Origin of the sequence: Glutamicibacter sp. NPDC127525 (assembly GCF_042672105.1) — a bacterium.
Classification (GTDB): Bacteria; Actinomycetota; Actinomycetes; order Actinomycetales; family Micrococcaceae; genus Glutamicibacter.
This window is the reverse complement of sequence record NZ_JBHXVN010000008.1, coordinates 88,195-110,357: the sequence shown is the minus strand read 5'-3', so window position 1 is coordinate 110,357 and position 22,163 is coordinate 88,195. Positions and strand designations below refer to the sequence as shown.

The 22,163-nt window shown below is 61.4% G+C and carries 23 protein-coding genes and 1 other RNA gene; 14 read left to right on the top strand and 10 right to left on the bottom strand.

Going from position 1 to position 22,163, the window contains the following annotated elements; translation table 11 throughout:
• Window positions 1–2 precede the first annotated feature (2 nt).
• From ACFVHU_RS16505 to ACFVHU_RS16460, 10 genes are all read left to right on the top strand, one after another.
• Window positions 3–422 carry a TadE family protein gene (locus ACFVHU_RS16505; RefSeq protein ID WP_105658363.1) on the top strand — a complete coding sequence of 140 codons (420 nt, stop codon included), beginning with the start codon at window positions 3–5 and terminating at the stop codon, window positions 420–422.
• Window positions 415–861 (top strand): hypothetical protein, encoded by a 447-nt coding sequence (locus ACFVHU_RS16500; protein WP_105658364.1) that lies wholly within the window; start codon window positions 415–417, stop codon window positions 859–861. The genes ACFVHU_RS16505 and ACFVHU_RS16500 overlap by 8 nt, the downstream gene beginning before the upstream one ends.
• Window positions 862–910: 49 nt before the next feature.
• A complete protein-coding gene (locus ACFVHU_RS16495) occupies window positions 911–1,309 on the top strand; it encodes a hypothetical protein (RefSeq protein ID WP_388025381.1) in 399 nt (132 codons plus the stop codon).
• Between the two features lie 391 nt (window positions 1,310–1,700).
• Window positions 1,701–2,816, top strand: coding sequence for a peptide chain release factor 2 (gene prfB, locus ACFVHU_RS16490; RefSeq protein ID WP_105658366.1), 1,116 nt, complete (start codon window positions 1,701–1,703; stop codon window positions 2,814–2,816).
• Window positions 2,817–3,096: 280 nt separating this feature from the next.
• A complete protein-coding gene (ftsE, locus tag ACFVHU_RS16485) occupies window positions 3,097–3,894 on the top strand; it encodes a cell division ATP-binding protein FtsE (protein WP_105658367.1) in 798 nt (265 codons plus the stop codon).
• The gene (ftsX, locus tag ACFVHU_RS16480) at window positions 3,891–4,805 is read left to right on the top strand and encodes a permease-like cell division protein FtsX (protein WP_105658368.1); all 915 of its coding nucleotides are present in this window, start codon (window positions 3,891–3,893) and stop codon (window positions 4,803–4,805) included. The genes ftsE and ftsX overlap by 4 nt, the downstream gene beginning before the upstream one ends.
• A gap of 53 nt (window positions 4,806–4,858) precedes the next feature.
• Window positions 4,859–6,322, top strand: a complete 1,464-nt coding sequence (locus ACFVHU_RS16475) for a M23 family metallopeptidase (RefSeq protein ID WP_105658369.1) — start codon at window positions 4,859–4,861, stop codon at window positions 6,320–6,322.
• A 54-nt stretch (window positions 6,323–6,376) separates the two neighbouring features.
• On the top strand, window positions 6,377–6,856 hold the full coding sequence (smpB, locus tag ACFVHU_RS16470; protein ID WP_105658370.1) for an SsrA-binding protein SmpB: 480 nt from the start codon (window positions 6,377–6,379) through the stop codon (window positions 6,854–6,856).
• A 113-nt stretch (window positions 6,857–6,969) separates the two neighbouring features.
• Window positions 6,970–7,338, top strand: a transfer-messenger RNA (tmRNA) gene (gene ssrA / locus ACFVHU_RS16465).
• Window positions 7,339–7,515: 177 nt separating this feature from the next.
• Window positions 7,516–7,989 (top strand): DUF2568 domain-containing protein, encoded by a 474-nt coding sequence (locus tag ACFVHU_RS16460; RefSeq protein ID WP_166650814.1) that lies wholly within the window; start codon window positions 7,516–7,518, stop codon window positions 7,987–7,989.
• 47 nt (window positions 7,990–8,036) lie between these two features.
• On the opposite strand, the gene crcB is transcribed toward ACFVHU_RS16460, so the two are convergent.
• The 7 genes from crcB to aroA all read right to left on the bottom strand — a co-directional run bounded on the left by crcB (window position 8,037) and on the right by aroA (window position 13,307).
• Window positions 8,037–8,417, bottom strand: a complete 381-nt coding sequence (crcB, locus tag ACFVHU_RS16455; RefSeq protein ID WP_105658372.1) for a fluoride efflux transporter CrcB — start codon at window positions 8,415–8,417, stop codon at window positions 8,037–8,039.
• Window positions 8,417–8,878: a CrcB family protein gene (locus tag ACFVHU_RS16450; RefSeq protein ID WP_105658373.1), complete on the bottom strand. Its 462-nt coding sequence runs from the start codon at window positions 8,876–8,878 to the stop codon at window positions 8,417–8,419. Before ACFVHU_RS16450 ends, crcB begins: the two co-directional genes overlap by 1 nt.
• Window positions 8,875–9,360: a universal stress protein gene (locus ACFVHU_RS16445; protein ID WP_166650813.1), complete on the bottom strand. Its 486-nt coding sequence runs from the start codon at window positions 9,358–9,360 to the stop codon at window positions 8,875–8,877. Before ACFVHU_RS16445 ends, ACFVHU_RS16450 begins: the two co-directional genes overlap by 4 nt.
• A 74-nt stretch (window positions 9,361–9,434) precedes the next feature.
• Window positions 9,435–10,064 carry a metal-dependent transcriptional regulator gene (locus ACFVHU_RS16440; RefSeq protein WP_105658375.1) on the bottom strand — a complete coding sequence of 210 codons (630 nt, stop codon included), beginning with the start codon at window positions 10,062–10,064 and terminating at the stop codon, window positions 9,435–9,437.
• A 14-nt stretch (window positions 10,065–10,078) separates the two neighbouring features.
• On the bottom strand, window positions 10,079–10,885 hold the full coding sequence (locus ACFVHU_RS16435) for an inositol monophosphatase family protein (protein ID WP_105658376.1): 807 nt from the start codon (window positions 10,883–10,885) through the stop codon (window positions 10,079–10,081).
• 14 nt (window positions 10,886–10,899) lie between these two features.
• Window positions 10,900–11,991 (bottom strand): ribosome small subunit-dependent GTPase A, encoded by a 1,092-nt coding sequence (locus tag ACFVHU_RS16430; protein ID WP_105658377.1) that lies wholly within the window; start codon window positions 11,989–11,991, stop codon window positions 10,900–10,902.
• Window positions 11,991–13,307 carry a 3-phosphoshikimate 1-carboxyvinyltransferase gene (gene aroA, locus ACFVHU_RS16425; RefSeq protein WP_388025423.1) on the bottom strand — a complete coding sequence of 439 codons (1,317 nt, stop codon included), beginning with the start codon at window positions 13,305–13,307 and terminating at the stop codon, window positions 11,991–11,993. The genes ACFVHU_RS16430 and aroA overlap by 1 nt, the downstream gene beginning before the upstream one ends.
• A gap of 295 nt (window positions 13,308–13,602) precedes the next feature.
• Between aroA and ACFVHU_RS16420 the strand changes: the two genes are divergently transcribed.
• Together ACFVHU_RS16420 and rsrA are read left to right on the top strand one after the other, a co-directional pair.
• On the top strand, window positions 13,603–14,256 hold the full coding sequence (locus tag ACFVHU_RS16420; protein ID WP_166650812.1) for a sigma-70 family RNA polymerase sigma factor: 654 nt from the start codon (window positions 13,603–13,605) through the stop codon (window positions 14,254–14,256).
• Between the two features lies 1 nt (window position 14,257).
• The gene (gene rsrA / locus ACFVHU_RS16415) at window positions 14,258–14,518 is read left to right on the top strand and encodes a mycothiol system anti-sigma-R factor (RefSeq protein WP_105658379.1); all 261 of its coding nucleotides are present in this window, start codon (window positions 14,258–14,260) and stop codon (window positions 14,516–14,518) included.
• Window positions 14,519–14,588: 70 nt separating this feature from the next.
• Here rsrA and ACFVHU_RS16410 read toward each other — a convergent pair whose 3' ends face one another.
• The 3 genes from ACFVHU_RS16410 to ACFVHU_RS16400 all read right to left on the bottom strand — a co-directional run bounded on the left by ACFVHU_RS16410 (window position 14,589) and on the right by ACFVHU_RS16400 (window position 19,341).
• A complete protein-coding gene (locus ACFVHU_RS16410; RefSeq protein ID WP_369299107.1) occupies window positions 14,589–14,663 on the bottom strand; it encodes a 50S ribosomal protein bL37 in 75 nt (24 codons plus the stop codon).
• Window positions 14,664–14,761: 98 nt separating this feature from the next.
• Entirely contained in the window at window positions 14,762–15,367 is a 606-nt protein-coding gene (locus ACFVHU_RS16405; protein WP_105658455.1) for a GDSL-type esterase/lipase family protein, read from the bottom strand.
• Between the two features lie 215 nt (window positions 15,368–15,582).
• Window positions 15,583–19,341, bottom strand: a complete 3,759-nt coding sequence (locus ACFVHU_RS16400) for a multifunctional oxoglutarate decarboxylase/oxoglutarate dehydrogenase thiamine pyrophosphate-binding subunit/dihydrolipoyllysine-residue succinyltransferase subunit (RefSeq protein ID WP_105658380.1) — start codon at window positions 19,339–19,341, stop codon at window positions 15,583–15,585.
• Between the two features lie 429 nt (window positions 19,342–19,770).
• On the opposite strand from ACFVHU_RS16400, the gene ACFVHU_RS16395 reads away from it, so the two are divergent.
• Window positions 19,771–21,087, top strand: coding sequence for a hemolysin family protein (locus ACFVHU_RS16395; protein ID WP_133834481.1), 1,317 nt, complete (start codon window positions 19,771–19,773; stop codon window positions 21,085–21,087).
• Window positions 21,080–22,153, top strand: coding sequence for a hemolysin family protein (locus ACFVHU_RS16390; RefSeq protein ID WP_166650811.1), 1,074 nt, complete (start codon window positions 21,080–21,082; stop codon window positions 22,151–22,153). The genes ACFVHU_RS16395 and ACFVHU_RS16390 overlap by 8 nt, the downstream gene beginning before the upstream one ends.
• The last annotated feature ends 10 nt before the right edge of the window (window positions 22,154–22,163 follow it).

The window sequence follows — 22,163 nt, the reverse complement described above, 5'->3', positions numbered from 1 at the left end:
GCATGTGGTCGAGTGCGGGGTCTCCTGGAAATTCGGAATCTGCGGAACTTGTAGATTGCGAGAACGGGTCTGCTGTAGCCGAATTTGTCATGGTCACAACGTTGCTTGTGGTCATCGCAATGACGCTCATCCAACTCGCGTTGGTACTGCATGTGCGCAACACCCTGATTGACGCAGCATCGAACGGCGCCCATTACGGTGCTTTGGCCAATCGGTCAGTATCCGACGCTCGAAGCAGAACTCGGATGTTGATCACCGAAAGCTTGCATGGCGGATTTGCCCGTGACATTGCTGTGAGCACAACCCGCGTTGGTGATAGCCAGTTGGTAACCGTATCTGTTAACACGAGGGTGCCCTTAATCGGGTTCTTGCCCAACGGGTGGGATTTGCAGGTTCAGGGAGAAGCTGTGCGTTATGGGTAGAGCCAAGTATCTCGCTGCCGCGATGCACAAGAGAATCCGGGCCGAAGATCGCGGCAGCGCGATAGTGGAGTTTATTTTTGCTTCAACTGTCTTGCTGATTCCCATGGTGTACCTGATTCTGGCCGTCGGACAGCTGCAAGGCGGTAGCTATGCCGTGGTTGGAGCTGCTGATCATGCAGCGAAGGTTTTCGCCGCCGCCGATAACCCCGCCCAGGCAAGGTCAGATGCGCACGCAGTCGTACGAAGAACCATGAACAACTTTGGATATGCCGACGCTCGCACATCGATTAGTTGCGACAAGGAATGCTTGAGTCCGGGCAGTGTCGTCACTGTGACGGTAGCGTTGGATGTTCCCCTTCCTTTCGTTTCCGACTGGGCAGAGGTATCTGCTTTCACCGTGGATTCTTCAGCCTCGCAAAGGACTGATCGCTTTGGCTAGGACAAAACGCGCTGCCCTGAATCCACGGGACGAGGATGGACAATCCTTAGTGCTGGCAATCGGCTTGTGCGCCATCACTTTGCTGACAATTTCAGTGGTGCTAGCAGTCAGCGCAGTCAACCTCAAAGCGCGTCAGCTGTTGTCAATTGCCGACGGGGCGGTCGTGGCTGCCGTGGATGAATTCGAATTTTTTGCGGACAATGGCGACCCGAGGATTCAGTTGGACCAGCAGCGCGTGCAACAAGCCGTGCAACAGTACCTTTCGGATGTGGGTGCGGCCGGCCGCGTCGACAATTTACGCATTGGCCGGGTGCAGATCACGCCTGATGGGCAAGGCGCGAATCTCGTGCTGCAGGGCTCGGTGCAACCGCCGATAGTGGGGTGGATCGTTCCAGACGGAGTACCAATATCTGTAGATTCATCAGCAAGAACTGTACTGAGCAGGTGAACACCTCCGCGCAGAGCAGCATGGATGTTCCAGGGAAGCGGGAAATGCACAAGTACGGGGAAGCAAGAGAAAGAACGTGTCAGCGAGCAACGCTGCTGCATGCCCCAGGAGCGGAATCCAAGAAGGATGGATCCAGCGCAACCGGATCCATCATTTTTGCGGTAGTTCGGGCTTCTTTGGAAGCTTGCGGACCCCACCTCCAAATCCCAGTTCAGAAATACTGTTCGAGAACTGACTGGCCGGATTCCCGATCGACCCGTGGATGCAAGCCTTGCAAGTTGGCTAGGGGTTCCACAGCGCGATTTTCAGTGAAAACCTTGATTGGAACTTCTTTTCGGCGATAGCACCGGACTCATTGATCAATGGCTAAATGACGTAGTCTTAGAGGACCATGGCAAAAACTGACTTCTCCGCTGAAATCCGCTCACTGCGTTCTACATTCTCCGCAATTGAAGACGTGAGCGATGTCGAGCAGATCAAAGCTGACATCGCAGTCCTCTCGGAGGAAGCTGGCGTTCCGAACCTCTGGGATGATCCGGCCGCCGCGCAGATCGTTACCAGCAAGCTATCGCATCGCCAGTCTGAGCTGGAACGGCTGACCCGGCTGAAGACCCGCATCGACGATTTGGAAGTCTTGGTTGAGCTTGCTGAACTTGAAGACGACGATGATACGTTGCACGAAGCGGATAGAGAGCTCGTCAGCGTCCAGAAGTCCCTTGCCGAACTCGAAATTGTTACCCTTCTCAACGGTGAATTCGATGCTCGCGGAGCGGTTGTCACGATTCGCTCCGGTGCCGGCGGCGTTGATGCCGCCGATTTCGCAGAGATGCTTTTGCGCATGTACCTGCGCTGGGCTGAACGCCGTGGTTACAAGGCCACCGTTATGGATACCTCGTATGCCGAGGAGGCCGGCCTTAAATCGGCAACCTTCGAAATCGACGCACCGTATGCCTTCGGCACACTCTCGGTAGAAGCCGGCACGCACCGTCTGGTTCGTATTTCACCATTCGATAATCAGGGACGTCGCCAGACGTCGTTTGCCGCAGTGGAGGTCGTGCCGCTGATTGAGCAGACTGACACCATCGAAATCCCTGAATCTGAAATCCGCGTGGACGTCTTCCGTTCCTCTGGCCCTGGCGGACAGAGCGTTAACACCACCGACTCTGCAGTACGCATGACGCATATTCCTACCGGAGTTGTCGTCTCGATGCAGAACGAAAAGTCGCAGATCCAGAACCGTGCTGCCGCACTTCGAGTTCTGCAATCGCGGTTGCTGCTTCTGAAGAAGGAACAAGAAGACGCCCAGAAGAAGGAATTCGCCGGAGATGTGAAGGCATCTTGGGGCGATCAGATGCGATCCTATGTGCTTAATCCGTACCAAATGGTCAAGGACCTGCGTACCGAACATGAAGTCGGCAATACCCAGGCAGTACTTGATGGTGAAATTGACGATTTCATTGATGCAGGCATCCGCTGGCGTGCAGGACAGCGTCGCCCTAGTAAGTAAGCGAAATCGCGAATTCCAGCTGGTCTAAACGCTTTTGCCACAGAGGGTGTAAGTATCATCACCGTTACGAACTCCGTTTCGCTAATTCCAGCTAGTCATGCCTAAGCTGGGCATTCTGCGTTAGCTGTATGTACGGCATGAATCTCGCAACACACCTTATATTTCGGCTGGTTAGCTACCTGGCACCGATAGTGTTTGGAAGACTGGCGCACCAAAAGACGTTTGATCTCGAGATTGGTATTCGTGGGTCGCGCCCCGACGAAGACTAGCGATTGAAGACATGATTAAATTCGAAAACGTCTCGATGGTTTACGAGCCAAAGCAGCAGAATGCAGCTTTGGACGATATAAACATCGAGATAGACCGTGGCGAGTTCGCCTTCTTGGTTGGCGAATCCGGTTCGGGTAAGTCGACCTTCCTCAGCTTGGTGCTGCGCGAAAAGCGCTCCACCGACGGATCCGTCTACGTGGCGGGACAGAACCTCAACCGCATTCCGAGCCGCCGTGTGCCTAAGCTGCGCCGTGACATCGGTTTCGTTTTCCAGGACTTCCGCCTGCTGCGCGAGCGCACGGTCTTCGACAACGTCGCGTTCGCCATGGAGGTCATTGGAGCTTCACGGGCCCAGATCCGCGAGCGTGTGCCAGATGCACTTAAAATGGTCGGCCTTGAAGATAAGGCGCGTCGCAAGCCAACTGAACTTTCCGGTGGCGAGCAGCAACGCGTCGGCATTGCCCGCGCCATTGTGAACAGGCCCTCGATCCTGCTTGCCGATGAGCCTACGGGTAACCTCGACCGCAAGAACAGCATCGAAGTCATGAACGTGCTCAACCGCATTAACCAGAACGGTACGACTGTCCTGATGGCTACGCACGCACATGAACTGGTGAGCGAATACCGCCACCGCGTTATTGAACTGAGTCGCGGGCAGGTCATCCGCGATGAAATTGATGGACAGTACGCCCCGATGACCACCGTGGTGAACCAGGACGGTTCGCGCGAACTGCTCGTCGGCGATTCCGCCGTGGAGTACGACGAAGAGTCACAGGTTGCTGAGGACAAGAAAGACGAGGACCAGTGAGACTAGGATTTATTCTCCGCGAAGCGGCGAAGGGCCTGCGGCAGAATGTCGTCATGGTCGTCTCTGTGGTGCTGGTGACTTTCGTATCGTTGACCTTCGTCGGTGCCTCGGTATTACTGCAGCTCCAGATCAACCAGATGAAGGGCTACTGGTACGACCGCATGGAAGTTGCGGTGTACCTCTGTGATGACACGAGCACTTCGCCCAACTGCGCTGGTAGCGCGGTTTCCGAAGAGCAGCGCCAGAGCATTGAAGAGATGCTCAAATCAGAGCAGCTTGCGCCGTATATCAAGGAATTCGCCTACGAGTCGAAGGACCAGGCATACGAAAACTTCCTCGACCAATACGAGAACTCGGCATTGGTTGACCAGGTCACTGCTGAGCAGCTGCCCGAATCATTCCGCGTCGCACTGGTAGATCCGGAGAAGTATCCGGTGATCAACGAAGCGTTCTCCACGGTACAAGGCGTTGACTCGGTCATTGACCAACGGGAACTGCTTGAAAAGGTCTTCCAGTTGGTGCGCGTGGCATCCGCCGCCGCTGCTGTCGTTGCAATCGTGATGATTGTTTGCGCGGTGCTGCTGACCGGTACGACTATCCAGCTCTCAGCCATGCACCGGCGACTCGAAACAACGATCATGCGACTGGTTGGTGCATCGAAAGCAACGATTCAGCTGCCGTTCATTATCGAAGGAGTCATCGCGTCGCTGATTGGTGGATTGCTGGCTTCTGGCACCTTGTGGTTGCTGCTGAAGTTCCTCGTCGAGGATAAGTTGGCCAATGAAAACGTCGGTGTAGCGTTCATCTCCACCAGCGAAATATGGCTAGTTGCTCCGATACTCTTGATTATTGGTATCGTTTTGGCCACAATTTCATCAGTGGTAACGTTGAAGCGTTACCTGAAGGTTTAGCTGAAACGTTATCTAGGCTTGAACTGAAGTACGCAATTTCTAAAAGGAGCTTTATGCTGTCGAACGCAGTGCGACGTAAATTCTTACGCGCCTCCATCGGTGGAGCAATGGCTCTCGCGCTCACGCTGCCCGCAGGGTTGGTAGCCGCCGATGAGCTGGACGACAAGAAAGCTCAAGTCGAAAAGAACATCGATACCCTCGAGAACGACATGGAATTCTTGGATGCCGACATTCAAGAAACCGACAGGAAATTGCGTGACCAGCAAGCACAGGTTCCTGTAGCCCAGCAGGCATTGGCTGACGCGCAAAGCCGCGTAGCCAATGCGCAGGCCACCCTTTCCGATCTCAACAACCGCTTAATCAGCGCGCAAGCGACTCGTGATGAAGTGGCTAAGCAGATCGAGGAAAACGCGGCTAAGCTTTCCGACGCTCAAGATGCGATGGCGCAGATCGCTTCTGAGGCTTATAAGCGCGGCGGCGTTTCTGGCGGGCTGGACATGATCCTCAACATGGATTCGGCGACCAAGATGGCCGATGGCCTGGACATGGCCAACCGCGCCATGGAATCCCAGAATGCCGCATACAATGACCTGGCCCAGGAACAAGCCAGCAATGAAAGCAACAAGCTTCGCCTGGTTGCTGTTGAAAAGGAAATTTCCTCCCTGAAAGCCCAGGCTGAGGAAGCCTTGGCGCAGGAGCAGGCGGCGCGAGATGCTGCGCAGAACGCCAAGAACGAACTGGATGCGCTGGTTGCCAGCACCGAAGAACTCAGTGCTGAACTTGAAGCGCAGAAGCCGCGTATCCAGGCGAAACTGCAATCGCAGCAGAAGGAATACGCCGCGGTCAACCAGCAGATCAAGGAACGCCAGGAGCGCTTGATCAGGGAAGCTGCCGAACGCAAGCGCAAGGCAGAAGAAAAAGCGCGCCGCGAAGCAGAAGCCGAGCGAAAGCGCATCGCCGAGGAAAAGGCGGCCTACGAAGCTGAGCAGGAGCGCAAGGCAGCAGAAGCTCGCGCAGAGAAAAAGGCCTACAAGAAGAAGGCCTATGTAGCACCCAAATCCGAGCCAAAGGCACCGACATATGCCGAGCCAAGCAGCTGGGGTTTGGTTAAGCCCACTACCAGTAACCGATTGACCTCGACCTTCGGGTGGCGCCCGACTCCAGCTGGAACAATCGACTATGGCGGCCGTGGCGGCTATGTCCACGCAGGCATTGACTGGGGATTCGGCGGCCAGTGCGGCTCGCCAATCACGGCTGCTGCCTCCGGTGAAGTGTGGATGGCCGGTTGGGGCGGATCCTCGGGTAACAAGGTCACCGTTTCTCACGGCGTCATCAAGGGCAAGGCCCTGGCCACCAACTATCACCACATGTCCCGCATCGCGGTAAGCGTCGGCCAGCATGTGAAGCAGGGCCAGGTTATAGGCTACGTTGGCACCACCGGCAATTCGACCGGCTGCCATCTGCACTTCGAAACGATCATCAATGGTTCACATGTGAACCCCTTGGGACTTCTCTAGCGCTAGACTTGTAATCTGTGCGCGGGAATCCGCCCGCGACATGCAAGGAGTAACGTGGCTAAGAAGAATCAAGAAGATCGAGTAATCGCGAGCAACCGCAAGGCGCGCCACGATTTCGAAATACTCGACACCTTCGAAGCTGGCATGGTGCTCACGGGTACTGAGGTGAAGTCGCTTCGCGAAGGCAAGGCCTCGCTGGTTGACGGTTTCGGCCAGTTCTACCGTGGCGAGCTGTACATCGAGAACGTCTACATCCCCGAGTACCTCAATGGATCGTGGACCAATCACGCGGCCCGTCGTCGCCGCAAGCTCTTGCTGCACCGCCAGGAACTGCTCAAGATCGAACGCAAAATCAGTGAAGCCGGCCTGACCGTCGTCCCGCTGAGCTTGTACTTCAAATCCGGTCGGGCGAAGCTGGAGATCGGCGTTGCCCGCGGTAAGCGCGAATACGACAAGCGCCAGACCCTGAGGGAAAAGCAGGATAATCGCGAGGCGTTGCGTGCCATGCGCGAACGCAACCGCGGAAACGCATAAGGCTAGCTTGTGGCGCATTTCGCATTGGGGGAAACCCGGGCAGTGCGCTATGATTGGTAGACACGCCCTAGGGTGTGGTTGTACCCGGGAGACCGGGACTGACAACAAAATACGGGGATGATCGGTTTCGACGGTGTGAGTCGCGACAGATGAAGCGGGCCGAGGACGCAAAGTTATCTCGTAAACGCCCTTTGCAAACCAATAAGTGCCGAATCAAAGCGCACTGACTTCGCTCTCGCTGCCTAAGCAGCCAGACGGTCCGTTAGCCAGGGGACGCTATCGCCCCTGTTCCTAACGTCATTTAGATAGCCAATGTATCCAGCGGATGTTGCCGCTTCTGGATACACATTTAGGCAACTGTGCCCGGATCAACCACATGTTTGCGTGATGGTTGGGGCAGAGAAAATCCGCAGCAAACTGCGCCCGGAGAAGACCTGGCAACACCACATCGGACGGGAGTTCAATTCTCCCCATCTCCACAATATCCAGCTCCGGAGCCAGGCCCATAGGTCTGGCTCCGGAGCTTTTTGTTTGTTTCGGAGTCCGCAGTCACATCGCGAGCCTGTTCGCGGGATGGAGAATTTACACATAGACTTGAAATGAAAGTCCAAGGCTTTCGAAACGACAGCGTGTGCAGAAACGGAGTGAGATTGAAGTCGATGGGTAAAAACAGTTCCCAGCGGGTATCGCCTTTCCTTTCAGCAAGCTATGCGGCAGTTGCCTTCCTCTTGGAAGTAGGATTGCTTTTCGCCGCGGCACTAGCCGCTATCGCTTTCATCCCATGGCCGACAATTCCAGCAATCCTTGTAGTAGTTGTCCCGCTGCTGATCCTCTGGTCGATTTTCTTCTCGCCGAAAGCCGTCATCAAGTTGAGGCTGCGAACCCGTCTGCTCCTGGTCCATATCATTTACCTCATCGGAGCCTACGTGCTGTGGCTGAGCGTCGACCATTCCTTCTACGATCAATCGCAGATTTGGGCCATCGGAATGCTTGCGTTGACCGGCATCAGCGCCATTCTGGTCATCGCCACCGGCGGATACGTGGTCCCGCACGATCGAACCAAGCAGCCACCGAAGCAAGTTCCGAGCCGGGCACGAGCGGGTGCTCCCAAGGGACGCCGGGCAGCACGCTAGAACTGATGGAATGCCAAGCCGAAAGGCTTGGCATTTTTCGTTTGCGGCTAGAAGAGCCCAGCAACGTGGTAGCCGAGCAATGCCGCGAGCACCGCTCCAGCGAGGGTCCCCAATGCATTGGCCAGGCTGGCTGCGAGGCGGCCGGCCTGGAGCAGCCGGACAGTTTCGAAACTGGCCGCCGAAAACGTCGTGTAGCCGCCGAGCAATCCTGAACCTATGGCCGCAAGCCATTGCGCCGACAACAACTGCTGGGCCATCAGCCCGGTCAGCGCACCCAGCGCGAAGGAGCCGGAGAGATTGACCAGGATCGTGCCCCAGGGCAGCGGGGCCGGAAGCCACCGCTTGATCAGGGCATCGACCACGAAACGCAGGCAGGCGCCAAGGCCGCCGCAGAGCGCAACGATAAGAAATAAGCCGGGGGAGAGCACTAGTGAAGCCCTCCCGATTTCCGGGCCATGCGCCTAGCACCGGCGGCGATTCCGCACCAGGTTGCCAATGCACCGAAGAACACCGTGAACAGTGCGTAACCCAGGGCATGGAGCGCTGCGCCGGATGCGAACATCTGCATGCTGCCGGTGGCCAGCGCGCTGTAGGTCGTGAAGCCGCCCAGGAAACCGGTGCCCAGCAGCAGCCGCAGCCGGTGACGCTTGCCCTCGTCGAGGCCGGGATGCGAAAGCGCCTCGAGCAGCAGGCCGAGCAGGAACGCCCCCAGCATGTTGGCTAGGAAAATCGCGATCGGGAAACCGCCGGGATCTGGCAGCAGCAGGCCCAGGCCTTGCCGGCAGGCAGTACCGGCAGCGCCGCCAAGGAATACCAGCAGCAGGAAACGCGGGTTGAGGAAGGAACCCTGCGCGGGGCGCTGGGCCATGGGTGTTGGCGGACGGGTCATGAATTGCGAATCTGTTCTGCGCGGCGTGGCGGGACGAGGAGCACCGGATGGCGCTGTCGATGGGTCAGATGCACCGCTACCGAACCGTTGAGCAGTTCCCCAATAGTGTTGGCCATGGAACGCTCCCGAACCCCGAGCACAATCAGCGCCGCATCATGCTGCAGGGCAAGATGCGACAGCTGCTGACCGGGGCCACCGGCCGCGGCATGCGCCTGCCATTCCAGTCCCGATCCGCCGAGCTGGGCTTCGAGCTGCTGCAGAAGCCGTGCCGGGAAGCGCTCAATTGCTTCGTCCCCGGATTCGGGATCCAGCGGTGCGCTGCGGATGGTGCCATCGGGAAGCTCTTCGAGCGGATAGCGGGTGGGATCCACGTGGACGCAAAGCAACCGCGCTCCGAGCGCGCCTGCGAGGTCTGCGGCTGCGTCCAGAACGTGGGGATCGAGGCGATCCGGGATGCCCAGGATGATCGGTCGTGTCTCCAATGGCCCTCCCTTTGGCAGTGGGGCGCACCGTGCAGCGCGTCGCTGCTTTTAATTCTTGCACAGCCGGCAATCAGCTAGGCTTTGCGCACCCAGATCAGCGAAGCCTCAATGAAATCCAGCTGATGCGGCAGCTCGATGACCGCCCCGGGAACCAGCCCCTGGGCGGCGGCACGACGCAGGAACTGGGGATCTTCATCGCTGATCCGGTCGATGACGGCCCGGGCACCGGAGAAGCGGTCAAGCCGGATGGCCCCGGAGACCGGCAGTTCCCCTTCCGCGCTGGGAATCGCGTCGCCATGCGGATCGTGGCGCGGGTGGCCCAGCCGGGCTTCCAGGGCGTTGATGAAGCGGTCGGTGACGGTGTGCTCCAGGGCCTCGGCCTCGTCATGCACCTCATCCCAGCCGTAGCCCAGCTCATCACGCAGGAAGGTTTCCAGCAGGCGGTGGCGGCGCACCATGCGCAAGGCCTCGCGCCGGCCGGTGCCGCTGAGCGTAATGGCCCCGCGCGGCACGTGATGGACCAGGTGCTTGGCTGCGAGCTTCTGCACCATGGCGGTGGCCGAGGCAGGGGACAAGCCCAGCTGGTCGGCCAGCGCGCCGGTGCCCACTTCGGTGTCTTCCCATTCGGTGAGCAGGTACACCGCCTTGAGGTAGTCCTCTTCGCTGGTGGTCAGCCCGGCCGGCCCGCGTCGTGCAGTTGCCATCGTCCTCGCGCTGCCTAGCTGCGGTTCAGGTAGGGAAGGATCGCCTCGTGCAGCTTGCCGTTGGTGGCCAGGGCGTTGCCGCCATGGCAGCCCTCTTCTCCGGCCACCGAGGTGAAGCGGCCCCCGGCTTCGCGTACCACCGGCACCAGGGCGGCCATGTCGTAGAGCTCCAGTTCGGGTTCGAAGGCCGCATCGACCGCGCCTTCGGCCAGCAGCGCGTAGGACAGGAAATCCCCGTAGCCGCGGGTGCGCCACGCGGTATCCAGCAGTTCCAGGAAGCCCTCGAGCTTGCCGGCCTCCTTCCAGCCGTTCAGCGAGGCGTAGGCCAGCGAGGAGTCAGACAGCTCGCTCACCGAGGAGACCTTGATCTGGCGGGTGGCGGTGGTACCGGCGGTGGCACCCGGTTCGGTGACGTACGCGCCCAGGCCGCTCGCGGCATGCCAGCGGCGGGTCATGGCCGGGGCGGAGATGACTCCCAGCACCGGTTCGCCGTCGATCTCCAGCGCGATCAGCGTGGCCCAGACGGGTACGCGGCGCACGAAGTTCTTGGTGCCGTCGATCGGGTCGATGACCCAGCGCCGGGAGCCGGTTCCGTGCACGCCGAATTCTTCGCCGAGCACCGAATCATCGGGGCGGTGGGCGGCCAGCTCGGCCAGGATCAGCTGCTCGGCGCCGCGGTCGGCGTCGGAGACCGGGGTCATGTCCGGCTTGGATTCGACCACCAGGTCGTTGGCGCCGTAGCGGGCCAGGGTGAAGGCGTCGACCTTCCCGGCCAGAGCCAGGGCGAAGTCGAGATCTTGCTGCAGGGTGTATTCAGCCATGGTGTTGCGGGCGCCTAGAGCGCGCCGAGCTCCTTTTCGTGCGTGGTTTCCTCGGTGGTGACCAGCCGGCGGTAGGAGGCCAACCGGTCAGCGGCCTGGGTGCCTTCGGCATTTTCGGCCCAAGCTTCCAGCGCGCAGCCCGCCTCGCCGGCGGCATGGGTGCAACCGCGCGGGCAGCCGGTGGCGATTTCTGCCAGGTCCTCGAAGGCGGCCAGGATATTGTCCCGGTCTACCAGTCCCAGCCCGAAAGAACGGATGCCGGGGGTGTCGATCAGCCAGGATCCAGGGGTGTCGCCCAGGCGCAGTGCCAGGGCGTTGGACGAGGTATGGCGTCCGCGGCCGGTGACCGCGTTGACGTGCCCGGTGGCGCGGGTCGAACCGGTCAGGGCGTTGACCAGGGTGGACTTGCCTACTCCGGAGTGGCCCAGCACTACCGAGACGCAGCCGGAGAGGATCTCTTCGAGTTCGGCCAGCGCGCCGGCATCCAGCCGGGCGCTGGAACCGTCGGCGCCGCGCGCGTCCACGCCGGAGGCGTCGGCAGTGGTGGTGCGGGAGATGACCACGGGGAACTCCAGTCCCTCGTAGTGCTTGAGGAAGTCGGCCGGATCCTTCACATCCGCCTTGGTCACGCACAGCACCGGCTGGATGCCGGCGTCGAAGGCGGCGACCAGCGCGCGGTCCACGAAGCCGGTGCGCGGCTCGGGATTGGCGGCGGCCACGACGATGACCAGCTTGTCGACATTGGCGACGACCACGCGCTCGGTGGCGTCGGTGTCGTCGGCGCTGCGGCGCAGCAGCGTGGTGCGCTCTTCGATGCGGATCAGCCGGGCCAGGGTATCGGGCTTTCCGGAGGTGTCGCCCACCAGTCCCACCAGGTCCCCGGGCACGATCGCCTGGCGGCGCAGCTCGCGGGCCCGGGCGGCGATGACGATGCGCTCCGTGGCGGTGTCCTCATCCAGGATTGCGGTGTAGCGGCCGCGGTCCACGGTGATGATGCGGCCGATGACCGCCTGTTCGTAGGCCGGGCGGTCCTTGGTGCGCGGACGGCTGCCCTTCTTGTTGGGGCGGACGCGGACCGAGGATTCGTCGTAGTCGGAGTAGCGCATTAGCCCTGGCCCTTTGCGGTAGCCGCCATGCGGGACCATAGCTGCGGGAAATCCGGCATGGTCTTGGCGGTGGTGGCGATGTTTTCCACGCGCACCCCGTCGATGGCCAGGCCCAGCAGGGCACCGGCGGTCGCCATGCGATGGTCCTCGTAGGAATCGATATCCGCTGCCTGCAGGGCTCCGGGAACGATTTCCAGCGCGTCCGCGGTGGCGGTGATTCTGGCGCCCACCTTGGACAATTCGGTTTCCAGCGCGGCCAGCCGATCGGTTTCATGGCCGCGCAGGTGCCCGATGCCGGTCAGCTTGCTCGGCGAATCGGCCAGCACGCACAGTGCTGCCAGGGTAGGGGCCAGCTCGGAGGCATCGGCGTAGTCGATGCCGCGGATGACTCCGGTTCCGCGCACGGTGAGCACGCCGTCGCCGCCGTGGCTGACTTCCGCTCCCATCGCGGCCAGTATTTCTCCCCACTTGCCGCCGACCTGGGTGGTCCTGGCAGGCCAGAAGGGCACGCGCACGGTGCCATGGCTCGCCAGCGCGGCGGCCAGGAACGGTCCGGCGTTGGACAGGTCCGGTTCCACGGTGACGGTGAAGCCCACCAGCTGGCCCGGGGCGATGCTCCAGCCGCGCGCATCGGCATCGACGCTTACCTCTACGCCCAAATCGCGCAGGGTCTGGACGGTCATCGCGATGTGGTCCGGGGAAGCGATAGGCCCCGGCGCGGCGCGCAGCTTCAGCCCGCCGGGCAGTGCCTGGCCAACCAGCAGCAGCGCGGAGATGAACTGGGAGCTGCCCGACGCGTCGATGACCACTTCGGCATCCTGCTTCAGCTCGCTGGCATCAATGGTGAAGGGCAGCATGCCGGTGCTCCCGGCGTAGTCGATGCGGGCGCCCAAGGCTGCCAGCGCGTCCAGTACCGGGGCCATGGGCCGCACGCGGGCCGCGGCGTCGCCGTCGAAGGCCACCTTGGCGCCGGCGACGGCAGCCAATGGGGGAACGAAGCGCATCACCGTGCCCGCCAAGCCGCAGTCGATCGCCAGCGGTCCGGCGGCCAGCTGGCCCGGGGTGATGTCCACGGTGGTGGAGCCGTCGGCCTGCTCGGTGCGCTTGATCCCGACCCCGAATCCGGCCAGGGCGCTGAGCATCAGCTCGGTGTCGCGGCTGATCAGCGTGTTGTGGATCGTGGATGGCGAGGAGGCCAGGGCCGCAAGGATCAGGTACCGGTTGGTCAGCGACTTCGAAGCTGGCACCGGGACGGTTGCATCCAGTCCGGCGGCGGCATAGGGCGCTGCCCACCAGTTCTTTTCTGCGTCGTGCAGCTGATCGAGGGGGCTCCCGGGGGCGCTTGCAGTGCTGATTGGTAGATCCTTAGGCTCGAGGCTTCAATTCGGGGCCGCTGGCAGTACCGCAAGTACTGTGCGCCCACTGCCTAATTCTAGCCGAGATCGGTGCGGGAATAAGGCTTTAGCTCCGCTGGTTATACCTACTGTGACGATACGACAGGACACTTCAAACGCCGGCGGCACCGCTTGCGCCGTCGCCGAGCAACCGCGGCCGGCCCGGGCCCGCGCTGGCACGCGCATAAAGCCGTTCGAACGCGTAGACTCGGCAGTGATGAACAACAAGAGTGTGGACGAGAATTTGCCCGATGTGGCCTCCGAGTCCGAGCAGCAGCGCCGCGAACGCTTCGAGCGTGACGCGATGCAGTACGTGGACCAGCTCTATTCGGCTGCCCTGCGCATGGCGCGCAACCCGTCGGATGCCGAGGATTTGGTGCAGGAGGCCTACACCAAGGCCTATTCCGCCTTCCACCAGTACAAGCCGGGCACCAACCTGAAGGCCTGGCTGTACCGCATCCTGACCAACACGTACATCAATTTGTACCGCAAGCGCCAACGCGAGCCGCTGCGCACTTCCACCGATACGGTCGAGGATTGGCAGATGGCCCAGGCCATGGAGCATTCGCCGACCGGCTTGCGCTCGGCCGAGGCCGAGGCGCTGGACCACCTTCCGGATTCGGATGTGAAAGCCGCGCTGCAGTCGATCGGCGAGGATTTCCGCATGGCCGTCTACTTCGTGGATGTCGAGGGCTTCAGCTACAAGGAAGCCAGCGAGATCCTGGGCGTGCCGATCGGCACCGTGATGTCCCGGTTGCATCGCGGACGCAAGAACTTGAGGGAACTGCTGGCCGATTACGCAGCAGATCGTGGGATCGCCACCGGCACCCAGAGCAAGAGTGCCGCCAAGGCTGACCGAGGAGCGAAATAAGATGGATTGCAATTCAATGGGTGATTGCGCCGATGACCGCATCGTCCGCATCTACGAGTACCTCGACGGGGCGCTGACGCTCGATGACCTCAAGGAGGTCAAGTCCCATCTGGATGGCTGCCCGGAATGCACCGAGCAGTACGATCTGGAGTGCATCATCCGCTCGGTGGTGCGCCGCAGCTGCCAGGAGCATGCCCCGCAGACCTTGAAGGCCAGCATCATCGCGCGGATCTCGCAGATCCGCGTGGAATCAGGCCACTAGCACGGCAAAGAGAAACCCCGTATCTTCCGAGTTGATCTCGAAGGGTACGGGGTTTTTTTGTTCGCTTCGCTTAGCTGTTTGGGCGCTTGCCGTGGTTGGCACCGCCACGCTTGCGATCGCGACGCTTACGAGCGCGCTTCGACATGGTGACTCCTTAGAGGGAACAATATTGCTTCCCGAAAATTCGGGCCGGCTCATAGTCTTTCACACTTCCGGCCCATTTTCCTAACGGACCGGCGGTCCCTAGCCCTCGCCTGGCTCAGGCAACTCCAGCCAGGAATACCAGCCGCGGTGCAGCACCAGCCAGGCCATCAGCCCGTAGCCTGCCTGGCCGGGCACCCCGCCGGACGCGTTCAGATCGGCACGCCACTGGGCATGGGAACGCAGGGGCGTGAAGGTATCGACGTAGTGGTGGTTGCGGCGCAGCGCCACATCCGAGTAGACGCGGTTCAGTTCTGCCACGCGCTGGTTGCGCGCATCATCCAGGCCCGGGGCCGGGCCGACCAGCAAGGCCTTGATGTTCATCTGCGAGGCCGAATCCAGGATGTTGGCCAGGTTCAGCCGGCTGCGCGCGGTGGTGACATCCAGATCGACGTCGCGGTCCGAGAGCGCGATGACCAGGCGGTTTTCGTATTGGTCGCTGAATCGGCGGGAAGCTTCCCCCAGCCAGCGTTCGGCCAGCGCTTCGGATCCCTCGGCCGGGGAAGCCAGGACGAAGGACTGCAGGCGCAGGGCCGGATCCTGGGTGCGGGCCACGACGCGGCCGAACCAGCCCAGGCCCCGCGGGTCGCCATGTCCGGCCAGTAGCTCATCTCCGATTGCGGTAATTCGGATTGTGCGTAACTCCAACTGGGCGACCTTTCGTTGGCTCAAAAATGATGAATCGCTCCCCACCTTAGCAGTCGGAACGCTGGCATCGGGGGAGGCGGTCATTGGTTAAACCCCACAATTCCCTGCGAAAAACCAGCGCCGGGGTTAAAGCGCTGTTGCCGGCGAACGTCCGAGGTGGAACCCCCGGATAGTTCGCCGGCAACAGTTGGCCAGCAGCGTTCAGGCGATGCGGTCTAGCGGGCGAAAGCCTGCTGGATCAGCACTGCGTTTTCTGCGTCGTGGCGCTTTGCATTGCCAGCGGAGGTCGCAGCCGATGCCGGGCGGGAGATCAAGGTGATCTTCTGCTCCAGTGCCGGTGCAACGTACAAGCCGAAGAACGGCCATGGACCCTGGTTCGCAGGCTCGTCCTGGACCCAAGCCACCTCGGCGTTCGGGTACTTGGCCAGTTCGGCAGCGATCTGCTCGGCCGGAGCCGGGTAGAGCTGCTCGACGCGTACCAGCGCCGTCTTGGTGTCGTTCGCCTTGGTGCGAGCGGCCAGCAGATCGTAGTAGACGCGGCCCGAGCACAGCAGCACCTTGTCCACGGCGTTCGCATCGGTGATCGACGCATCGCCGATGACCTCGCGGAAGCCTCCGGTGGTGAAGTCCTCTACCGAGCTGGCCGCGGCCTTCAGGCGAAGCAGCTGCTTCGGGGTGAAGACGATCAGCGGCTTGCGCGGACGGGCGTAGGCCTGGCGGCGCAGCAGGTGGAAGTGGTTTGCACCGGTGGAAGGCTGGGCAACGACCATGTTGTTCTCGGCGCACAGCTGCAAGAAGCGCTCGATGCGGGCCGAGGAGTGATCCGGGCCCTGGCCTTCGTAGCCGTGCGGCAGCAGCATGACCAGCGAGGAGGACTGCGACCACTTCTGCTCTGCGGAGGAGATGAACTCGTCGATCACGGTCTGCGCGCCATTGACGAAGTCGCCGAACTGCGCTTCCCACATGACCAGTGCATCCGGGCGTTCTACCGAGTAGCCGTACTCGAAGCCGAGCGCGGCGTATTCGGAGAGCAGGGAGTCGTAGATCCACAGCGGTGCCTGGTCTTCGGCCAGGTGGTGCAGCGGGTACCACTCGGTGTCGTTCTCGCGGTCGTGGAAGACTGCGTGGCGCTGCACGAAGGTGCCGCGGCGCGAGTCCTGGCCTGCCAGGCGGACCGGCACGCCTTCCATGGTCAAGGTGCCCAGGGCTGCCAGTTCTGCGAAGCCCCAGTCGATGCCGCCTTCGCGGGACATCTTCTCGCGGCGCTCGAGCAGCGACTTCAGCTTGGTGTGCATGGTGAAGCCGGCCGGGATATCCAGGTGGGCGGCACCAATCTTCGCCAGCGTCTGGGCGGTGATGGCCGAGCCGCGTGCGCCGTCGACGGTGTTCTCGTCGGCAGCCTGGGCGAATGGCTTCTCCAGGTCGTTGATGGTCGAGCCCGGGGTGATGATCGGGATCGGCGAAGTCTGGGCCGCATGCGTCTCGGCGAAGATGCGCTCCAGGTTCTCCTTGTACTCGGCCAGCACGTTCTCGGCTTCTTCCTGCGTGATGTCGCCGCGGCCCACCAGGGCCTCGGTGTACAGCTTGCGGGTCGAGCGCTTGGCTTCGATCAGGTTGTACATGATCGGCTGGGTCATCGAAGGGTCATCGCCCTCGTTGTGGCCGCGGCGGCGGTAGCACACCAGGTCGATGACGACGTCCTTGCCGAACTTCTGGCGATACTCGAAGGCCAGCTGGCCCACGTGCACCACTGCCTCCGGGTCATCCCCGTTGACGTGGAAGATCGGAGCCTGCACGGTGCGTGCAACGTCGGTTGCGTACACCGAGGAGCGCGAGGAGCTCGGCGCGGTGGTGAAGCCGATCTGGTTGTTCACGATCACGTGGACGGTGCCGCCGGTCTTGTAGCCGGGCAGCTGGCTCATGGCCAGTACCTCGGAGACCACGCCCTGGCCGGCGAATGCGGCATCGCCGTGGACCAGGATCGGCAACACGGTGTTCTTCTGGTTCAGGCGGTCCAGCTTGGCGCGGGTGATGCCCTCGAGCACTGGATCGACTGCTTCCAGGTGCGATGGGTTGGCAGCCAGGTAGATCTTGGTCTGGTTGCCCGCATCCGAGGTGTACGAACCCTCGGTGCCCAGGTGGTACTTCACATCGCCCGAACCCTGGACCGAGCCCGGGGTTGCGGTGCCTTCGAATTCGCGGAAGACCTGTGCGTAGGTCTTGCCGGCGATGTTGGTCAGCACGTTCAGGCGGCCGCGGTGGGCCATGCCGATCGCGACCTCGTCCAGCTGCTCGTCGGCTGCGTCGGAGATGATCGCATCCAGCAGTGGAATCAGCGATTCGCCGCCTTCCAGCGAGAAGCGCTTCTGGCCGACGAACTTGGTCTGCAGGAAGGTCTCGAAAGCCTCGGCGGAGTTCAGCTTCGACAGGATGCGCAGCTGCTCTTCGCGGCTTGGCTTGGCGTAGCCGGACTCCAGCTTGGCCTGGAACCATTCGCGCTCTTCGGGGTTCTGCAGGTGCATGTACTCGGTGCCGATGGTGCGGCAGTAGGCATCGCGCAGCACGCCGAGGATGTCGCGCAGCAGGCCGCGGTCCTTGCCGCCCAGGCCGCCGGCCAGCCATTCGCGGTCCAGATCCCACAGGGTCAGGCCGTAGGAATTGATGTCCAGGTCCGGGTGCTTGCGCTGGACGTACTCCAGCGGGTTGGTATCGGCCATCAGGTGGCCGCGCACGCGGTAGGAGTTGATCAGGTGCTGGATGCGGGCAACCTTGTTGACCTGCAGGTCGATGTCGACCTGGTTGTCAACGGCCCAGCGAACCGGCTCGTAAGGGATGCGCAGCTGCTCGAAGATCTCGTCGTAGAAACCCTGCTCGCCCAGCAGCAGCGACTCGACCAGCTTCAGGAATTCGCCCGAACCTGCACCCTGGATGACGCGGTGGTCGTAGGTGGAGGTCAGGGTGATGTGCTTGCCGATACCCAGGGCGGCCACGGTCTTCTCCGAGGAGCCGCGGTACTCTGCCGGGTATTCCAGTGCGCCAACGCCGATGATCGCGGCCTGGCCCTTGGACAGGCGTGGAACCGAGTGAACGGTGCCGATGCCGCCTGGGTTGGTCAGTGAAACGGTGGTGCCTGCGTAGTCGTCAGCGGTCAGCTTGTTGCCGCGGGCGCGCTTGATCAGGTCTTCGTAGGTGGCCCAGAACTCGTTGAAGCTCAGGGTCTCGGCAGCCTTGATGTTCGGCACGGCCAGCATGCGGGTGCCATCCGGCTTCGGCATGTCGATCGCGATGCCGAAGTTCACGTGGGCTGGCTGGATCGCAGTTGGCTTCTTGTCGATCACGTCGTAGGTGACGTTCATCGACGGGATCTGCTTCAGCGCACGGATCACGGCGAAGCCGATCAGGTGGGTGAAGGAGATCTTGCCGCCGCGAGCGCGCTTGAGGTGGTTGTTGATGACAATGCGGTTGTCGATCATCACCTTCGCCGGTACGGCACGCACGGTGGTGGCCGTAGGCACGGTGAGGGAGGCATCCATGTTGGTTGCGATGGCCTTCATTGGTCCACGCAGCGGGGTGCGCTTTTCCTCACCGAAAAGTTCGGTGGACGGCGTAGCCTTCGGAGCCTGTGCCGGGATCGGCGCAGTCTTCGGTGCTGGCTCGGCCTTCTTGGCTTCAGCGGCCGGAGCTGGTGCTGCCTTGGCAGCCGGTGCTGGTTCGGAGGCACGGGCCTGGGCTGCGGCGCGTGGCGCGCCCTGCCCGTTGGCTGCAGATGCTGCGGCTGGTGCTGCCGCTGCTGGCGCCGGCTGCGCTGCCGGTGCTGCTGGTGCCTTCTTTTCGGCGGCGAGAGATTCGAAAATATCCCACCATTTCTTATCTACCGAGTTCTTGTCGACGAGATACTGTTCGAACAGCTCGTCTACTAGCCACTCGTTTCCACCAAACTCTTCAGTAAGTCGGTGGTGTGCTTGCTCTGGCACGTGCAACGCCTCTTCCCTGATTTCTACGTTGTTCTAGCTTGAGCCGGTGGTCTTTCGAGGACGTGATACGACCACTGCGGCCCACAAGATTTCTAGACCTGCGCACCAGTCTAGTGACTTTTCCGCCCACTTGGCCACGGCACGTATGTAATGTCACGAAAGTGTTGCGCCTAACATGCCGTTCAGCGTATCCAAAGCACCGCTGGGCGAGCATGTGTCGAAGTGGTGCGCAATGGCCCTTCGTTCGATAGACTAATTCGCACTATGGAATCCCACTCTCCAAGCCGGTGTGCCGCCCAAGGGCGCAGTGCCGGCCACAACAGTCCATGTTCAGGAAGTTCCGCCTCCCTTTTGGAGCCTTCTAGTTGCCGCCCTGTCGGCACTGGAACTGAACTTCGCACGCCAGTGAATAGGCGGCGGTAAACGCCTATGGAATGGCTCTCAATACTTTTCGGCCTGCTGCTGATTCTCGGCACCGGCTTCTTCGTGGCCGTGGAATTCTCCTTGGTCGCCCTGGATAAAAGCACCGTGCAGCGTGCCGTAAATGACGGCGAGCGTGGCGCTAAGCCGCTGCTGCAGTGCCTCACCTCCCTCTCTACCCAGCTGTCCAGCTGCCAGCTGGGCATTACGCTGACCACGCTGCTGACCGGCTACGTGCTTGAACCCGCAATGAGCGCGCTGCTCGAGCCGTTGATGGAACAATTCGGCATTCCGGCCGCAAGCTCGCTGGCCATTGCCGTGGTGATCTCGATGGTCGTTGCCACCTTGCTTTCGATGCTGATCGGCGAACTGGTCCCGAAGAACATGGCAATTGCCCAGGCGATGAAGGTTGGCAAGCTGCTGGCCCGCCCGCAGCTGGTTTTCACCGCCATCTTCAAGCCGGCCATCATCGTGCTCAACGGCTTCTCGAATGCGGTACTGCGCAAGTTCTTCGGACTCGAAGCCAAGGAAGAAATCTCCGCGGCCCGCTCCTCGCAGGAACTGGCATCGCTGGTCCGCCGTTCGGCTCAGCTGGGCACCTTGGATGTGCAGACCGCTCGCTTCGTGGAATCCACCATTGAATTCTCCGAGCGCACCGCCGCCGACGTGATGACCCCGCGAACCTCGATGTCCACCATTGATTCCGAGGCGGCTCTTTCCGAGCTGATCGAAGTCAGCGCGGACACCGGATTCTCGCGTTTCCCGGTCACCACCGGCTCCACCGATGAAATCCAAGGCATCTGTCACGTCAAGGCAATTGTCTCGGTGCCCCGCGAACGCCGCGCAGCGCTGCAGGTCGGCGAGTTCGCCCGCGACGCGCTGTACGTTCCGGAAACCATTCACCTCGATGTGCTGCTTGAGCAGTTGCGCGCCGCCGAATTCCAGGTCGCGATCGTGATGGACGAATACGGTGGAACCGCTGGACTGGTGACCCTTGAAGACCTGGTCGAAGAAATCGTCGGCGAAGTTTCCGATGAGCACGACGAGGACGAAGAGGAAGCGGTCACCCAGCCCGACGGCAACTGGCTGTTCCCGGGCATGTACCGCCCGGACCAGATCAACGAGAACTTCGATACGGACGTCATCCCGGAAGAGTCGACCTACGAAACCATCGGCGGCTTCATGCTCGCCGAATTGGGCCGCTTGGCTGACCTCAATGACCGCGTCGCCACCGAGCATGGCACCTTCACGGTGACCGAGCTCGATGGCCGCCGCATCTCGCAGGTTCGTTTCGAACCAGCAGTGCAGGAGGATGGCAATGAATGACTTCATGGGCCTGGTCTGGCTGATTGTCTTGCTGGCTGGCAATGCCTTCTTCGTTGCCGGCGAATTCGCGGTGATGAGTGCGCGTCGTTCGCAGATTGAACCCTTGGCCGACGAGGGCAATAAGCGGGCAAAGATCGCGCTGTACGCCATGGAGCATGTTTCGATCATGCTCGCGGTGTGCCAGTTGGGCATTACCGTTTGCTCGCTGCTGATCCTGAATATTTCGGAGCCGGCGATCCACCACCTGCTGGCCGAACCGCTGACCATGATCGGCATGGCCGAATCAGCTGCGGACACCGTAGCGTTCCTGATTGCCTTGATCCTGGTGACCTTCCTGCACGTGACCTTCGGCGAAATGGTGCCGAAGAACATTTCGGTTTCCGTTGCGGACAAGGCCGTGCTGCTGCTGGCCATGCCACTGGTCGGCCTGTCCAAGGTGCTCAAGCCGATTACGGCGTCGCTCAATGGCGTGGCGAACCTGGTGCTGCACGCCTTCGGTATCGAACCGAAGGATGAGGTGGCCAGCTCGTATACCGCCGCTGAAGTCCGATCGATCATCGATGCTTCATCCGAGGAAGGCGCGCTGGATGAGGACGATGCCGCACGCTTGACCAAAGCGCTGGAATTCTCCTCGGTTACCGCGCGCAGCTGCATGGTTCCGCTGGATGACCTGTTCACCTTGGAATACGGGCAGACGACCGCGCGCGCTTTCGAGAAGAAGGTCGGCAAGACCGGATTCTCGCGCATGGTGATCACCAAGAACGAGGTTCCGGTGGGCTACTGGCATGTGAAGGACGTGATGCTCATCGATGATGCCCACTCCACGCAGCCGCTGCTTGATTTGCCATTGCACCCGCTGGGCCGGTTGGAGCAGGACACCGAAATCGAGGCCGCCCTGGAAGCGATGCGGCAGGAAGGCAACCACCTTTCGGCGGTTGTCGACGAGTCGGGGGCAACGCTCGGCGTGCTCTTCCTGGAGGACGTGATCGAGGTGCTGGTCGGTGAAATCACCGATACCACGCGAAAACGCGTCAACCCGCCTCGCAGCGAAAAACGGGCAAATTAGCTCAAGCTCA

Coding starts and splice junctions, on each gene's coding strand:
- ACFVHU_RS16505 (WP_105658363.1), top strand. CDS start 3: ATGTGGTCGAGTGCGGGGTCTCCTGGAAATTCGGAATCTGCGGAACTT.
- ACFVHU_RS16500 (WP_105658364.1), top strand. CDS start 415: ATGGGTAGAGCCAAGTATCTCGCTGCCGCGATGCACAAGAGAATCCGG.
- prfB (WP_105658366.1), top strand. CDS start 1,701: ATGGCAAAAACTGACTTCTCCGCTGAAATCCGCTCACTGCGTTCTACA.
- ftsE (WP_105658367.1), top strand. CDS start 3,097: ATGATTAAATTCGAAAACGTCTCGATGGTTTACGAGCCAAAGCAGCAG.
- ACFVHU_RS16475 (WP_105658369.1), top strand. CDS start 4,859: ATGCTGTCGAACGCAGTGCGACGTAAATTCTTACGCGCCTCCATCGGT.
- ACFVHU_RS16460 (WP_166650814.1), top strand. CDS start 7,516: ATGGGTAAAAACAGTTCCCAGCGGGTATCGCCTTTCCTTTCAGCAAGC.
- ACFVHU_RS16450 (WP_105658373.1), bottom strand. CDS start 8,878: ATGACCCGTCCGCCAACACCCATGGCCCAGCGCCCCGCGCAGGGTTCC.
- ACFVHU_RS16440 (WP_105658375.1), bottom strand. CDS start 10,064: ATGGCAACTGCACGACGCGGGCCGGCCGGGCTGACCACCAGCGAAGAG.
- ACFVHU_RS16435 (WP_105658376.1), bottom strand. CDS start 10,885: ATGGCTGAATACACCCTGCAGCAAGATCTCGACTTCGCCCTGGCTCTG.
- ACFVHU_RS16430 (WP_105658377.1), bottom strand. CDS start 11,991: ATGCGCTACTCCGACTACGACGAATCCTCGGTCCGCGTCCGCCCCAAC.
- ACFVHU_RS16420 (WP_166650812.1), top strand. CDS start 13,603: ATGAACAACAAGAGTGTGGACGAGAATTTGCCCGATGTGGCCTCCGAG.
- rsrA (WP_105658379.1), top strand. CDS start 14,258: ATGGATTGCAATTCAATGGGTGATTGCGCCGATGACCGCATCGTCCGC.
- ACFVHU_RS16395 (WP_133834481.1), top strand. CDS start 19,771: ATGGAATGGCTCTCAATACTTTTCGGCCTGCTGCTGATTCTCGGCACC.
- ACFVHU_RS16390 (WP_166650811.1), top strand. CDS start 21,080: ATGAATGACTTCATGGGCCTGGTCTGGCTGATTGTCTTGCTGGCTGGC.